The sequence below is a fragment of the Mycobacterium sp. IDUB_39 genome (genome assembly GCF_055419205.1).
In genome coordinates this window covers 585766-599357 of sequence record NZ_JBVAXF010000001.1, presented here as the reverse complement: position 1 = coordinate 599357, position 13592 = coordinate 585766, and the positions used below count along the sequence as shown (strand labels likewise).

The following is a 13592-nucleotide window of genomic DNA, read 5'->3' as shown; positions in this document are numbered from 1 at the left end:
CCCGTTACCGTGGGCTGCGTGCGATTGGGCGTGCTAGACGTGGGCAGCAACACAGTTCATCTACTGGTGGTGGATGCGCGCCGTGGTGGGCATCCGACGCCGATGAGTTCGACGAAGGCGTCGCTACGTCTCGCCGAGGCCATCGACGGCTCAGGCAATATCACCCGCAAGGGTGCCGACAAGCTCGTCGAGACCATCGACGAGTTCGCCAAGATCGCCACGAGTTCGGGCTGCGCGGAACTGATGGCCTTCGCCACATCCGCGGTCCGGGACGCCACCAACTCCGAGGAAGTGCTGGCTCGCGTGCAGGCCGAGGCCGGCGTGGCACTCAAGGTGCTCAGCGGTGTCGACGAGTCCCGACTCACCTTTCTGGCGGTGCGCCGCTGGTACGGCTGGAGCGCGGGCCGCATCATCAATATCGATATCGGCGGCGGCTCGCTCGAGTTGTCCAGCGGTGTCGACGAGGAACCCGACGTGGCGCTGTCGCTCCCGCTGGGTGCCGGTCGGCTCACCCGCGAGTGGCTGCCCGAGGACCCGCCCGGCCGGCGCCGGGTCGCCATGCTGCGGGACTGGCTGGCCAATGAGGTGGCCGATGCCGGTGCGAAAGTCCTCGACGCCGGCGCTCCGGACCTGACCGTCGCGTCGTCGAAGACCTTTAGATCCCTGGCACGACTCACCGGTGCCGCGCCTTCCGGTGCGGGGCCGCGGGTGAAGAGGACACTGACAGCAGCGGGCCTGCGACAGCTCATAGCCTTCATCTCTAGGATGACCGCCGCGGACCGTGCGGAGCTGGAAGGGGTGAGCGCCGATCGCGCGCCACAGATCGTGGCGGGTGCACTGGTGGCGGAGGCGAGTATGCGGGCGCTTGCGATCGACAAAGTCGACATTTGCCCCTGGGCGTTGCGAGAGGGTTTGATTTTGCGGAAACTCGACAGTGAAGCTGACGGGACCGCGCTGGTGGAGACGTCAGCGGACTTAGCCAAGGCCAGAGGCAGCAGACGATGACAGAACCACAGGACAGCGGCACCCGCCCCATCTCGGTGGCCGAGCTGCTCGCGAAGAACGGCACCATCGGTGCTCCGCCCGTCGGCGGACGGCGCCGGCGCAGGCGTGGCAACAGCGACTCTGTCACCGTCGCCGAACTCACCGGCGAGATCCCCATCATCCGCGCAACCGACACCGTCGAGACCGTCGCAGAGCCGAGGCAATCGGTCGAGGCGGAGCCGCAGCCCGTATCCGTCGATGAGGACTTCGCGGACCTTGCCGATGACACCGACCTAGCCGATGACACCGACCTAGCCGATGACACCGACCTAGCCGTTGACGACGTCGAAGTTGACGACGTCGAAGTTGACGACGCAGTAGTCGAGGTCGACGAGACTGACGCCGAGGTCGACGAGGCGGAGGCCGACTACGCCGCACACCTGCAAGCGCGTGACGTCGAACCGGAACCGATCGAGTTCACGCCGCCGACGAGGCGCCCGGCAGCGCCCGCACCCACGGGGTTCACGTCAGCGGGTGGTGCCGAGCAGATGAGCCCGGACCCGCTCTTCGACGACGACCTGTCGCCCAGCGACGACGATATCGATCGTGACCTCGCCGAGATCGCCAGCGGCGCAGCTGAAGTCAGGGAGTCCCAGGGATTCGAGCCGGCACCCTCGTTATTGCGGTCGAACAGCGACACGCTGTTCGGCGGTCAGTCTGTTGCCGACGACCTGGCCCGTCGCGGACGGCAGCCGGGTCCCGAGGACATCGACCTGGGCGAGGACCAGCGCGATGACGAGACGACGAAGCTCCCGGCCGAGACCGTCACCGAGACGACTGGCTCGGGGTTCCTGCGCGGTGTGTGGGTGGTTGCCCAGTGCATCCTCGCGGTCGCGTTCGGGGCGGCGCTGTTCATCGCCTTCGATCAGCTGTGGAAGTGGAACAACATCGTCGCCCTGGTCCTGTCGGTCCTGGTGATCCTCGGGCTGGTCGTCGGCGTGCGGGTGGTGCGCAAGACCGAGGACATCGGTAGCACGCTGATCGCCGTGGCGGTGGGTGCCCTGGTCACGTTGGGTCCCCTCGCCCTGCTGCAGTCGCACTGACGCCGCAGAATAGATATCAGTGCGCCCCGCCATCAAGGTTGGTCTGTCGACTGCCTCGGTTTATCCCCTGCGGACCGAGGCAGCCTTCGAATACGCGGCCAAGCTTGGCTACGACGGTGTCGAACTCATGGTCTGGGCGGAGACCGCGAGCCAGGACGTCGACGCCATCGCGAAGCTCTCGCAGCGTTACGACATGCCGGTGCTCAGCGTCCACGCGCCGTGTCTGTTGATCTCCCAGCGGGTCTGGGGGGCCAACCCCATCTCGAAGCTCGCGCGCAGCGTGCGGGCCGCCGAGGACCTGGGCGCCCAGACCGTGGTGGTGCACCCGCCGTTCCGCTGGCAGCGTCGCTACGCCGAGGGGTTCTCCGATCAGGTGGTCGAACTCGAGGCGTCCAGCCACGTGATGGTCGCTGTCGAGAACATGTTCCCGTTCCGCACCGACCGCTTCTTCGGTTCGGGGCAGCCGTCAATCGAGCGGATGCGCAAGCGCGGCGGATCGCCGGGCGCGGCCATCTCCGCGTTCGCCCCGTCGTATGACCCGCTGGACGGCGAGCACGCGCACTACACGCTGGACCTCTCGCATGCCGCGACCGCGGGCACCGATGCCCTTGAGATGGCGCGTCGCATGGGCGAGGGACTGGTGCACCTGCACCTGTGTGACGGCAGCGGGGCAGCCACCGACGAGCATCTGGTGCCCGGACGCGGCGGCCAGCCGGCGGCCGAGCTCTGCCAGATGCTCGCCGCGAGCAACTTCACCGGTCACGTGATCCTGGAGGTCACCACGTCGCGGGCCCGCAACGCCGCCGAGCGCGAGCAGCTGCTGACCGAATCACTCGAGTTCGCGCGACAACACCTGTTGCGCTGAGGATCTGGGAGAGTCCCGTGGCCGAATCCGTCTCGTTCACCGAATCCACGTCGTTCACCGAAGCCATGGCTCTGGAGCCGGTGTCAGTCGATGACGCCGACGGCGTGGTCCAGCATGTCTTCACAGGCGTCCTCAACGAGAACTGGACGATCGGCCCCAAGGTGCACGGCGGCATGATGCTGGCGCTGTGCGCGAACGCGGCCCGCACCGCGCACGGTGGTGAGGGTGTGCAGCCCGTTGCGGTGTCCGGCAACTTCCTGTGGGCACCCGATCCCGGCGCGGTCGAGGTGGTCACGACCATCCGCAAGCGCGGCAGGCGGGTGAGCCTGGTCGACGTTGAGTTGAATCAAACGGTTGAGTTGAATCAGGGGCAGGGGTCGGGGCGCAAGACGGCTGTCCGCGCGACGATCACGCTGGGCGACCCCGAGCACGAGGCGGCGCCGCTGCTTGTGGCCAATCCGGTGGTGCCGTTGATGACGCCGGATCCGCCGCCGGGCCTCCAATCGATCGGCCCCGGTCACCCGATGGCCGATATCGTCCATCTCGCCCGCGGTATCGATATCCGGCCATCGCTGACCACGATGGAGCCGAGGTCCGACGGTGGGCCGCCGGTCATCGAGTACTGGGTGCGGCCGCGGGACTGCCCGCCCGACGTCCTGTTCGCCCTCGTGTGCGGCGATGTGTCCGCGCCGGTGACATTCGGGGTGAACCGGTTCGGTTGGGCGCCCACGGTCCAACTGACGGCCTATCTGCGTGCTGTCCCGGTCGACGGGTGGCTCCGGGTGCTGTGCACGACGATGCAGATCGGCCAGGAGTGGTTCGACGAGGACCATGTGGTCGTCGACAGCGACGGTCGCATCATCGTGCAATCCCGCCAGCTGGCCATGGTGCCTCCACTGCACAGCTGAGCCGACGTGCAATGCTTCACCCCGTGGCAAGAATCGCGATTATCGGTGGTGGAAGCATTGGAGAGGCGCTGCTGGCGGGCCTGATCAGGGCCGGCCGGCAGGCCAAGGACCTAGCTGTCTCGGAGAAGGATCCGGGGCGCGCGAAGTACCTGTCCGAGACGTACTCGGTGCTGCTGACATCACCGTCCGATGCGGCCGAGAACGCCGCCTACGTCATCGTCGCCGTCAAGCCGGCGGATGTGGAGTCCGTCGTCGCCGAGATCGCCGAGGCCGTGGCTCAGGCCGACAACGGCAGCGACGAACAGGTCATCGTCTCCGTGGCCGCGGGCGTCAGCACCGCCTTCTACGAGTCCAAGTTGCCTGCCGGGGCCCCCGTGATCAGGGTCATGCCGAACGCGCCGATGGTGGTCGGAGGGGGTGTCAGCGCGCTGTCGCGTGGCAGCTTCGCCACCGTCGAGCAGCTGAAGGACGTGTCGGCGATCTTCGCCGCCGTCGGTGGGGTCCTGGCCGTGCCCGAATCGCAGTTGGATGCCGTGACCGCGGTGTCCGGCTCGGGTCCGGCGTACTTCTTCCTGATGGCCGAGGCACTCGTCGACGCGGGTGTGGCGGCCGGGTTATCCCGTCAGGTGGCGACCGATCTCGTCTCCCAGACGATGGCGGGTTCGGCGGCCATGCTGCTCGATCGGCTCGACGATCAACCGTCGGGCGGGGATGCGGCGAAGGGCCTCGGAATGGACACCAGCCCGGCCCAGCTGCGTGCCACGGTGACGTCCCCGGGTGGCACTACCGCCGCTGGTCTGCGAGAACTCGAGCGCGGTGGCCTGCGGGCGGCTGTCACCGAGGCCGTTTTCGCCGCGAAAACACGCTCTGAGCAGCTCGGAATTACATCTGAGTAGTTCATGAATTTCCAACGGATTAGCCCACACCCGTCGCAATAACCCCAGTAGCCACGCTATTCTCCTCGTTGTATGCACGCACCTGCGCCAACGGTGGGGAAGCCGCTGGCAAGGCCGTGCCTGATTGATTGGGTTGCGATGACGTCTATGAACGGTCCATCGGCGCGTGATTCGGCGAGCGGCAAGGCTGCGCGCGACGCAGCCGCCGGCAGTGCCGGGGATAGTGGCCAACCGGCGCGTGCTCAGCAGTTCCTCACCGTCGCCGAGGTCGCGAGCTTGATGCGAGTAAGCAAGATGACGGTCTACCGACTGGTCCACAACGGCGAACTGCCTGCCGTGCGGGTCGGCCGGTCCTTCCGTGTGCACGCCAAGGCCGTGCACGATCTCCTGGAGACGTCGTACTTCGACGCGGGCTAGTTCGCCCGATCAACAGGCGTTTTCGTTCCGCCCCTGCTGGCCGGGTAAGGTAACCGGGTCAGTTAACGAGGCGTATTCGAGATCTCCAGTTCTCGTTCGGCCTTGATTGTCTTTAGGTAGCGGAGTCCATGGGTTCAGTCATCAAGAAGCGTCGCAAGCGCATGTCGAAGAAGAAGCACCGCAAGTTGCTTCGCCGCACACGAGTGCAGCGCAGAAAACTCGGCAAGTAGCTTTCAGCTTCAGCCGTTAGGCTGGCCCGATGGAATCCGACGGGCCCTCGAGCGGTCGCCCCGCAACGGGTTCCGTCGGCTCTGACTCACAGGACACCGTGCACCACCCCAAGGTGGTGCTGGTAACTGGCGCATGCCGGTTCCTCGGGGGTTACCTGACGGCCCGGCTGGCGCAGAATCCGCTGATCGACCACGTCATCGCGGTTGATGCCATCACTCCCAGCAAGGACCTCCAACGCCGAATGGGGCGGGCCGAGTTCGTCCGAGCTGACATTCGAAATCCGTTCATCGCCAAGGTGATCCGCAACGGCAACGTCGACACCGTCGTCCACGCCGCTGCGGCCTCCTATGCCCCGCGCTCCGGCGGCAGGGCGGCGCTGAAGGAACAGAACGTGATGGGGGCGATGCAGCTCCTCGCGGCGTGCCAGAAGGCTCCGTCGGTCGCTCGCGTGGTGCTCAAGTCCACCTCTGAGGTGTACGGGTCCAGCGCACACGACCCGGTCATGTTCACCGAGGACGGCAGTTCGCGGCGACCACCCCGTGAGGGGTTCGCCCGCGACAGCATCGATATCGAGGGCTACGCGCGCGGACTCGCGCGGCGTAGGCCCGATATCGCCGTCACGATTCTGCGTCTCGCCAACATGATCGGTCCGGCGATGGACACCGCGTTATCGCGGTACCTCGCCGCGCCCGTCGTGCCGTCGGTGTTCGGCCGCGATGCTCGACTGCAACTGCTGCACGAGCAGGACGCCCTCGGTGCGCTGGAACGCGCCACCGTCGCCGGCCGCGCTGGCACGTTTAACGTCGGCGCCTCGGGCGTCATCATGATGAGTCAGGCGATCCGTCGATCCGGCCGGATCCGGCTTCCCGTCCTGAGGTCGGCACTCTCTGTCGTTGATTCGCTGAGCCGCGCAACTCGGTACAGTGAACTCGATCGTGAGCAGCTGAACTACCTGAGCTTCGGGCGGGTCATGGACACCGCGCGGATGCGTAGCGACCTAGGCTATAACCCGAAGTGGACCACGGCGGAGGCTTTTGACGATTACGTGCGCGGTCGAGGTTTGACGCCGATCATCGACCCGCGCTGGGTACGCTCGGTTGAGAGTCGTGCAGTGGTGGCGGCGCAGCGGTGGGGTGGCCGGTAGGGCGAGGTGACCGGTCGGGAGTTCGGTTGGTCTAGGGGTGGAGGGTTGACGACGTGGCAGGTGAATCAAAGGCGAAAGTGATTCCACTGCACTCGAATTCGAGTCGCTCTTCGGCGGCGCGACGAGCTGCGGCGCGCACGGAGAGCGCGCGTCGACATCCATCGGTGATGGGCGATCCGGGTAGTCGTGCATCTGCCGAGCAGATCGCCGCGGTGGTCCGCGAGATCGACGACAAACGCAGTTCGGTCGCCGGTGCGGGCAGTGTCGATGAGTCGCCCAACGAACTCGCCAAGCGCATCGCCGCGATCGCCGAGTTCGTCCACAAGCGGATGTCCGGCGACTACTCGGTCGATGAGTTCGGGTTCGACCCACACATCAACAACGCAATCTTCCTGCCTTTGCTGCGAGGGCTCTTCAAATCGTGGTTCCGGGTCGAGGTGAGCGGTATCGAGAACCTCCCCGACACGGGTCCGGCGCTCATCGTGGCCAACCATGCCGGCGTGCTTCCGCTGGACGGTCTGATGGCCTCGGTCGCCGTCCACGACCACCATCCCGCCAACCGTGACCTGCGCCTACTGGCCGCCGACATGGTCTTCGACATGCCGCTGATGGGGCAGGCCGCGCGCAAGGCCGGGCACACGATGGCGTGCACCTCGGACGCCCATCGCCTGCTTGCCGCCGGTGAACTCACAGCGGTGTTCCCCGAGGGATACAAGGGCCTGGGCAAGCCCTTCCGCGACCGCTACAAGCTGCAGCGATTCGGTCGCGGCGGCTTCGTCTCGGCGGCGTTGCGCGCCCGCGCGCCGATCGTGCCGTGCTCGATCGTCGGCTCCGAGGAGATCTACCCGATGCTCGCCGACGTGAAGCTGCTGGCCAGGTTGTTCGGGCTGCCGTACTTCCCGGTGACGCCGTTGTTCCCGTTGGCCGGGCCGCTGGGACTGGTGCCGCTGCCCTCGAAGTGGCACATCCAGTTCGGCGAACCGATCCTCACCGACGAGTACGACGAGGCGATGGGGGAGGATCCGATGGTCACATTCGAACTGACCGACCGGGTGCGCGAGACCATCCAGCAGACGCTCTACCAACTGCTCGCCAACCGAGGCAACACCTTCCTCGGCTGAGCTGCGGACCGGCGGCTACTGCGCCGGGTGGGTGGCTACTCCGCCGTGTCCAATGGGCGGCTCGCCGCCGTGTCCAATGGGCGGCTCGCCGCCGTGCTAGCGCTTTGCCCAGCAACCATCTTCGTGATCGCCGCATCACGCGCCGCCGCGATCTGCGCCGTGATCTCGTCGGTCTCCTCAGACGGGGAGGCCTCGCCGAGGATCGTGATGATGCTCGTCATGACCGGCTGGCCGTCGTCGTCGGAGACCTCGCCGCGAACCTCTGTGAGCACGGCGCCGTGCGACTCGATGACCGAGTCGAGGTAGGAGTCGAACCAGAGCTTGTCGCCGACCACGATGGGGCGGTGGAAGATCAGCTTCTGGTCGCGGTGCAGCACGCGCTCCATGTTGAACGGGAGGTCGAACTGATTGAAGATCTCCTCCTGCACCCGGCGGCCCGCGACTGCGACGAACGTCAGGGACGCGATGAGTGCGTCGTACCCGCACTCCTTGGCGCCCTCCTCGGTGAAGTGAGCCGGATGGTCGTCCTTGACGGCGAGGGCGAACTCGCGGACCTTCTCGCGGCCGACCTCAAAGTAATCGGGGTACCGAAAATGGGTTCCGATGATGTCTTCGGCGATGCTCATGGTCGGATTCGCTCCCGCTCGTGTCTCCGGTGGTCCGGCGGCTGAGACTATCAGCGCTGGGGTCAGTGGCCATCTCGACGGGACACCACGGCTGCCAGAGCGCCGCCCACGGCACCGAGGGCAAGCGCCGACGGCACGCCGATCCGGGCGGCTTTGCGCGCCGTTCGGAAGTCGCGGATCTCCCAGCCACGCTTGCGCGCCAGATCGCGCAGCGCCGCGTCGGGGTTGATGGCGACGGCGGTGCCCACCAGCGACAACATCGGGACGTCGTTGAAGCTGTCCGAGTATGCCGTGCAGCGCCGCAGGTTCAGGCCCTCCCGGATGGCCAGCGACCGCACCGCGTGCGCCTTGCCCGCGCCGTGCAGGATCTCGCCGACCAGTCGCCCGGTGAAGACGCCGTCGACGGATTCGGCCACAGTGCCCAGTGCTCCGGTCAGCCCGAGCTTGGTGGCGATGGTCGCGGCCAGCTCGTAGGGCGTCGCGGTGACCAGCCACACCTGCTGGCCGGCGTCGAGATGCATCTGGGCCAGTGCCCGGGTACCCGACCAGATCTTGTCGGCGATGATCTCGTCGTAGATGTCCTCGCCGAGGGAGACAAGTTCGGCCGTCGGCCGCCCCTCGATGAACGCCAGCGCCTTCCGTCTGCCCTCGGCGACGTCGTCGCTGTTCTCCTTGCCGGTGAGCTGGAACTTCGCCTGCGCGTATCCGAACCGGGCCAGGTCGCCGTAGGTGAAGTACTTGCGCGCGGCAAGGCCCCTGGCGAAGTGCACCAGCGAGGAACCCTGCACCAGGGTGTTGTCGACGTCGAAGAACGCCGCCGCGGTCAGGTCGGGGGGCGGCGGTTGGGGACTGGACGCTTCGGCGACTACGCCGTGCTCGTCGACGAGGACCTCCGAACCAGCCTCGTCGGCGATGTCACCGGGCTCGGGCACCCCTCAACACTAGGTCACGGGATAATGGAGGGCGTGGACCATGCTGTGACGTTGCTGACCCGCGCCGGGTGCACCCTGTGCGCGCAGGCGGGGCTGCAACTCGCGGGCCTCGCCGACGAGTTGGGTTTCGACCTGGCGACCACCGATGTCGACGCAGCGGCGGATGCCGGTGATGGCGCGCTGCGCGCGGAGTATGGGGACCGCCTGCCGGTGGTGTTGCTCGACGGCCGCGAACACAGCTATTGGGAGGTCGACGAGCAGCGACTGCGCGCTGACCTCGCTGGCTGAGGCGGCTGAGTTACCGCTCAGCAAATTTGGTGCAAAGGCATGGCAACGACTACCTTCGAGGGCGTGGTGACGAGGCCATGAGCGTTCTGCTATTCGGGGTTTCGCACCGGAGTGCGCCCGTGTCCGTGCTTGAGCAATTGAGCACCGGCGAGTCCGATCAGGCGAAGATCGTCGACCAGCTCCTGCAGTCCGAGCTGGTGAGCGAGGCCATGATTCTCTCGACGTGCAACCGGGTCGAGGTGTACGCGGTCGTCGAGGCCTTCCACGGCGGCCTGTCGGTCGTCGGCCAGGTTCTCTCCGAGCACGCTGCGATGTCGCTGAGCGATCTCACCAAGTACGCATACGTGCGGTACGCCGAAGCCGCGGTGGAGCATCTCTTCGCCGTCGCCAGTGGCCTGGACTCCGCGGTGATCGGCGAGCAGCAGGTGCTCGGCCAGGTCCGCCGCTCCTATGCCGCCGCCGAGGCCAACCAGGCCGTCGGCCGGACGCTGCACGAGCTGTCCCAGCGGGCCCTGTCGGTCGGCAAGCGCGTGCACTCCGAGACCGGCATCGACGCCGCAGGAGCCTCGGTGGTGTCGGTTGCCCTGGACATGGCCGACGGCAAGCTGAGCGGGCTCGCGGGCCGGACGGCGACCATCGTCGGCGCCGGTTCGATGGGCGCCCTGGCCGCGGCCCACCTGATGCGCGCCGGCATCGGCCGCGTCCACATCGTGAACCGCTCGCTGCCCCGTGCGCAGCGGCTGGCACAGAACCTCACCGAACAGGGCGTGGAGGCCTTCGCGGCCTCGCTGGACGACTTGTCGGATGCGCTGACGGACACCGACGTCGTCGTGAGCTGTACCGGGGCCGTCCGGCCCGTCGTGTCGCTGGCCGATGCGCACCGAGGCCTGGTCGGCCGACCGGAGAACGCCCAGTTGGTCATCTGCGATCTGGGCATGCCGCGTGACGTCGACCCCGCCGTCGCCGGACTGCCGGGCATCTACATGGTCGACATGGACCGGATCCAGCGTGAGCCGTCGGCGCGCGCCGCGGCAGCCGACGCCGAGGCGGCGCGCGTCATCGTCGCCACCGAGGTAGCCAACTATCTCGCGGGCCAGCGCATGGCCGAGGTCACCCCGACCGTCACCGCACTGCGGCAGCGAGCGGCCGATGTCGTCGAGGCCGAATTGCTGCGGCTGGACAATCGGTTGCCAGGGCTGGACTCCACCCACCGGGACGAGGTGGCGCGCACCGTGCGTCGCGTCGTCGACAAGCTTCTGCACGCCCCGACGGTGCGGGTCAAACAGCTCGCCGGTGCGCCGGGCGGCGACAGCTATGCCGAGGCGCTACGCGAACTGTTCGAACTCGACCCGCAGGCTGTCGATGCCGTCGCAGGCGGCGAAATGCCTTTGATTGCAGGCGATTCCACTCTGGGACTCCTGCCCGATGTAGATAAGACTGAGTAACGCTTGCCAAATACCAGCAGTGAAGCGGTCATCCGGATCGGAACCCGGGGCAGCCTTTTGGCCACCACTCAGGCCGGTCTCGTCAGAGACGCCTTGATCGCGCTGGGGCACCGCGCGCAACTCGTCATCGTCGCGACCAAGGGCGACCAGTCGAGCGCTCCGATAGCCGAGCTCGGCGTCGGCGTCTTCGTCGCGGCGCTGCGTGAGGCCGTAGCGGACGGAACCGTGGATGCGGCTGTGCACTCCTACAAGGATTTGCCCACCGCTCAGGACCCCCGCTTCGTCATCGCGGCTATACCCACGCGTGAGGACGCCCGCGACGCCCTGGTGGCGCGTGACGGACTGGTGCTGGGGGAGTTGCCGGCAGGCTCGATCATCGGCACATCGGCCCCGCGGCGGGCCGCGCAGCTTAGAGCACTGGGTCTCGGTTTGGAAATTCGCCCCCTACGAGGCAACCTAGACAGCAGGTTGAACAGGGTTACAAGCGGTGATCTCGACGGTGTCGTCGTCGCCCGAGCGGGTTTGGCTCGCATCGGACGTGTAGGCGATATCACCGAGACGATCGAGCCGGTGCAGATGTTGCCAGCACCAGCTCAGGGAGCGCTCGCGGTGGAATGTCGCGCGGGTGATTCCAAGCTTGCCGCGCTGCTGTCGGCATTGGATGACGCTGACACACGCGCCGCGGTCACCGCAGAACGTGTCCTGCTCGCCGAACTGGAGGCGGGGTGCTCCGCGCCAGTGGGTGCGATCGCGGAAGTGGTCGAGTCCATTGACGAGGAGGGCAATGTCTTCGAAGAGCTGTCGCTGCGCGCATGCGTGGCGGCGCTGGACGGATCCGATGTGATCCGCGCGTCCGGCATCGGGACTCCCGATCGGGCACGAGAGCTAGGGCTCTCGGTGGCCGCGGAGTTGTTCGAGCTGGGAGCGCGAGATCTGTTGGTGCAGCGGACTGAAGAGCGGGAGTGAGAGATGACGACCCGAGGGCGTAAGCACAAGCCCGGCCGCATCACGTTCGTTGGCGCGGGCCCGGGTGACCCCGGCCTGTTGACGACGCGTGCGCGTGCTGTGTTGACCAACGCCGCGATGGTGTTCGTCGACCCTGACGTACCGGAGGCGGTACTGACGTTGGTCGGTACGGAACTGCCTCCGCAGTCCGGGCCGCAGCCGGCCAAGCCGGGCGATGACGGCGATACGGCGGCCGAGGTTGTCGGCGCCGCGCCTGGCCTGCCCAACGGGGTGGATGTGCGTCCCGCGCTGGGCGATCCGGCCGAGGTGGCCAAGACCCTGGTCAACGAGGCTCGCGCAGGCATGGACGTCGTGCGGCTGGTGGCCGGCGACCCGTTGTCGGTGGACGCGGTGCTGGCCGAGGTGAGCGCGGTGGCGCGCACGCAGACCCATTTCGAGATCGTGCCGGGCCTGCCCGCCACGACCGCGGTGCCGACCTACGCCGGTCTGCCGCTGGGCTCGTCGCACACCGTGGCCGACGTCCGCGGCGACGTGGACTGGGCCGCCCTCGCGGCCGCACCCGGACCCCTGATCCTGCACGCCACGGCATCGCATCTGCCGGATGCCGCACGCACGCTCATCGAGTTCGGCCTCACCGACAACACGCCGTGTGTCGTGACCGCCAATGGCACCACCTGCCAACAGCGTTCGGTGGAGACCACGCTGTCCGGTCTGCTCGACAAGGCCACGCTGGCCGGTAGCGAGCCCGCCGGGCCGCTGGCCGGGCCGCTCGTCGCGACCATCGGCAAGACGGTGGCCAACCGCGCGAAGCTGAACTGGTGGGAGAGCCGGGCACTGTACGGCTGGACCGTGCTCGTCCCGCGTACCAAGGACCAGGCGGGCGAGATGAGCGACCGACTGGTCGGCCATGGCGCACTGCCCGTCGAGGTGCCGACCATCGCCGTTGAGCCGCCGCGCAGCCCCGCGCAGATGGAGCGTGCGGTCAAGGGCCTGGTTGACGGCCGGTTCCAATGGGTCGTCTTCACCTCCACCAACGCGGTTCGCGCGGTGTGGGAGAAGTTCAACGAGTTCGGTCTCGACGCCCGCGCGTTCTCCGGTGTCAAGATCGCATGCGTGGGTCAGGCCACCGCGGACCGCGTCCGCGAGTTCGGCATCAACCCCGAACTGGTGCCCGCGGGCGAGCAGTCCTCGCTGGGCCTGCTCGACGAGTTCCCGCCGTACGACGACATCTTCGACCCGGTCAACCGGGTGCTGTTGCCGCGTGCCGATATCGCCACCGAGACGCTGGCCGAGGGTCTGCGCGAACGCGGCTGGGAGATCGAGGACGTCACGGCCTACCGCACCGTGCGCGCGGCCCCGCCGCCAGCGCAGACGCGCGAGATGATCAAGACCGGTGGCTTCGACGCGGTGTGCTTCACGTCGAGTTCGACGGTCCGCAATCTCGTCGGCATCGCGGGCAAGCCGCACGCACGGACCATCGTGGCGTGCATCGGGCCCAAGACCGCTGAGACCGCAGCGGAGTTCGGCCTGCGCGTTGATGTGCAGCCCGAGAGCGCAGCGGTGGGACCGTTGGTCGAGGCACTGGCCGAGCACGCGGCCCGGTTGCGCGCCGAGGGTGCACTGCCGCCGCCGCGCAAGAAGAGCCGTCGCCGCTAGGTCTGCCGGA

Annotated in this window: 15 protein-coding genes; 13 read left to right on the top strand and 2 right to left on the bottom strand. The window is 67.5% G+C overall.

Annotated elements, in window-relative coordinates; translation table 11 throughout:
• The first annotated feature begins 18 nt into the window (after positions 1 to 18).
• The 9 genes from ACZY0X_RS02910 to ACZY0X_RS02870 all read left to right on the top strand — a co-directional run bounded on the left by ACZY0X_RS02910 (position 19) and on the right by ACZY0X_RS02870 (position 7669).
• Entirely contained in the window at positions 19 to 1005 is a 987-nt protein-coding gene (locus tag ACZY0X_RS02910) for a Ppx/GppA family phosphatase (protein WP_241401153.1), read from the top strand.
• Entirely contained in the window at positions 1002 to 2087 is a 1086-nt protein-coding gene (locus ACZY0X_RS02905; RefSeq protein ID WP_463768086.1) for a hypothetical protein, read from the top strand. Before ACZY0X_RS02910 ends, ACZY0X_RS02905 begins: the two co-directional genes overlap by 4 nt.
• 19 nt (positions 2088 to 2106) lie before the next feature.
• Positions 2107 to 2952: a sugar phosphate isomerase/epimerase family protein gene (locus ACZY0X_RS02900; protein ID WP_463768085.1), complete on the top strand. Its 846-nt coding sequence runs from the start codon at positions 2107 to 2109 to the stop codon at positions 2950 to 2952.
• 65 nt (positions 2953 to 3017) lie between these two features.
• Positions 3018 to 3860 (top strand): thioesterase family protein, encoded by an 843-nt coding sequence (locus ACZY0X_RS02895; protein WP_463768743.1) that lies wholly within the window; start codon positions 3018 to 3020, stop codon positions 3858 to 3860.
• Positions 3861 to 3883: 23 nt separating this feature from the next.
• Positions 3884 to 4756, top strand: coding sequence for a pyrroline-5-carboxylate reductase (gene proC, locus ACZY0X_RS02890; protein ID WP_463768084.1), 873 nt, complete (start codon positions 3884 to 3886; stop codon positions 4754 to 4756).
• A gap of 138 nt (positions 4757 to 4894) precedes the next feature.
• Positions 4895 to 5173, top strand: a complete 279-nt coding sequence (locus ACZY0X_RS02885; protein WP_241401149.1) for a helix-turn-helix domain-containing protein — start codon at positions 4895 to 4897, stop codon at positions 5171 to 5173.
• Positions 5174 to 5301: 128 nt separating this feature from the next.
• Entirely contained in the window at positions 5302 to 5403 is a 102-nt protein-coding gene (locus ACZY0X_RS02880; protein ID WP_003402602.1) for a 30S ribosomal protein bS22, read from the top strand.
• A gap of 29 nt (positions 5404 to 5432) precedes the next feature.
• Positions 5433 to 6548, top strand: coding sequence for an SDR family oxidoreductase (locus tag ACZY0X_RS02875; RefSeq protein WP_463768083.1), 1116 nt, complete (start codon positions 5433 to 5435; stop codon positions 6546 to 6548).
• 53 nt (positions 6549 to 6601) lie between these two features.
• Entirely contained in the window at positions 6602 to 7669 is a 1068-nt protein-coding gene (locus ACZY0X_RS02870) for a lysophospholipid acyltransferase family protein (RefSeq protein ID WP_463768082.1), read from the top strand.
• 35 nt (positions 7670 to 7704) lie between these two features.
• Here ACZY0X_RS02870 and ACZY0X_RS02865 read toward each other — a convergent pair whose 3' ends face one another.
• Together ACZY0X_RS02865 and ACZY0X_RS02860 are read right to left on the bottom strand one after the other, a co-directional pair.
• The gene (locus tag ACZY0X_RS02865) at positions 7705 to 8295 is read right to left on the bottom strand and encodes an FAS1-like dehydratase domain-containing protein (RefSeq protein ID WP_463768081.1); all 591 of its coding nucleotides are present in this window, start codon (positions 8293 to 8295) and stop codon (positions 7705 to 7707) included.
• Between the two features lie 62 nt (positions 8296 to 8357).
• A complete protein-coding gene (locus ACZY0X_RS02860) occupies positions 8358 to 9227 on the bottom strand; it encodes an HAD family hydrolase (RefSeq protein ID WP_463768080.1) in 870 nt (289 codons plus the stop codon).
• Between the two features lie 33 nt (positions 9228 to 9260).
• On the opposite strand from ACZY0X_RS02860, the gene ACZY0X_RS02855 reads away from it, so the two are divergent.
• The 4 genes from ACZY0X_RS02855 (at position 9261) to ACZY0X_RS02840 (ending at position 13582) form a co-directional block, all read left to right on the top strand.
• Positions 9261 to 9515 (top strand): glutaredoxin family protein, encoded by a 255-nt coding sequence (locus tag ACZY0X_RS02855; protein WP_463768079.1) that lies wholly within the window; start codon positions 9261 to 9263, stop codon positions 9513 to 9515.
• A gap of 77 nt (positions 9516 to 9592) precedes the next feature.
• Complete coding sequence (locus ACZY0X_RS02850; RefSeq protein ID WP_463768078.1) at positions 9593 to 10960, top strand: glutamyl-tRNA reductase; 1368 nt, start codon at positions 9593 to 9595, stop codon at positions 10958 to 10960.
• A gap of 3 nt (positions 10961 to 10963) precedes the next feature.
• Complete coding sequence (gene hemC / locus ACZY0X_RS02845; RefSeq protein WP_463768077.1) at positions 10964 to 11926, top strand: hydroxymethylbilane synthase; 963 nt, start codon at positions 10964 to 10966, stop codon at positions 11924 to 11926.
• Positions 11927 to 11929: 3 nt separating this feature from the next.
• Positions 11930 to 13582: a bifunctional uroporphyrinogen-III C-methyltransferase/uroporphyrinogen-III synthase gene (locus tag ACZY0X_RS02840; protein WP_463768076.1), complete on the top strand. Its 1653-nt coding sequence runs from the start codon at positions 11930 to 11932 to the stop codon at positions 13580 to 13582.
• The last annotated feature ends 10 nt before the right edge of the window (positions 13583 to 13592 follow it).

Excerpts from the sequence above, each read along its gene's own strand:
- ACZY0X_RS02875 (WP_463768083.1), top strand. The coding sequence starts at position 5,433 with ATGGAATCCGACGGGCCCTCGAGCGGTCGCCCCGCAACGGGTTCCGTC.
- ACZY0X_RS02865 (WP_463768081.1), bottom strand. The coding sequence starts at position 8,295 with ATGAGCATCGCCGAAGACATCATCGGAACCCATTTTCGGTACCCCGAT.
- ACZY0X_RS02905 (WP_463768086.1), top strand. The coding sequence starts at position 1,002 with ATGACAGAACCACAGGACAGCGGCACCCGCCCCATCTCGGTGGCCGAG.
- ACZY0X_RS02840 (WP_463768076.1), top strand. The coding sequence starts at position 11,930 with ATGACGACCCGAGGGCGTAAGCACAAGCCCGGCCGCATCACGTTCGTT.
- ACZY0X_RS02880 (WP_003402602.1), top strand. The coding sequence starts at position 5,302 with ATGGGTTCAGTCATCAAGAAGCGTCGCAAGCGCATGTCGAAGAAGAAG.
- ACZY0X_RS02885 (WP_241401149.1), top strand. The coding sequence starts at position 4,895 with ATGACGTCTATGAACGGTCCATCGGCGCGTGATTCGGCGAGCGGCAAG.
- ACZY0X_RS02895 (WP_463768743.1), top strand. The coding sequence starts at position 3,018 with ATGGCTCTGGAGCCGGTGTCAGTCGATGACGCCGACGGCGTGGTCCAG.
- ACZY0X_RS02850 (WP_463768078.1), top strand. The coding sequence starts at position 9,593 with ATGAGCGTTCTGCTATTCGGGGTTTCGCACCGGAGTGCGCCCGTGTCC.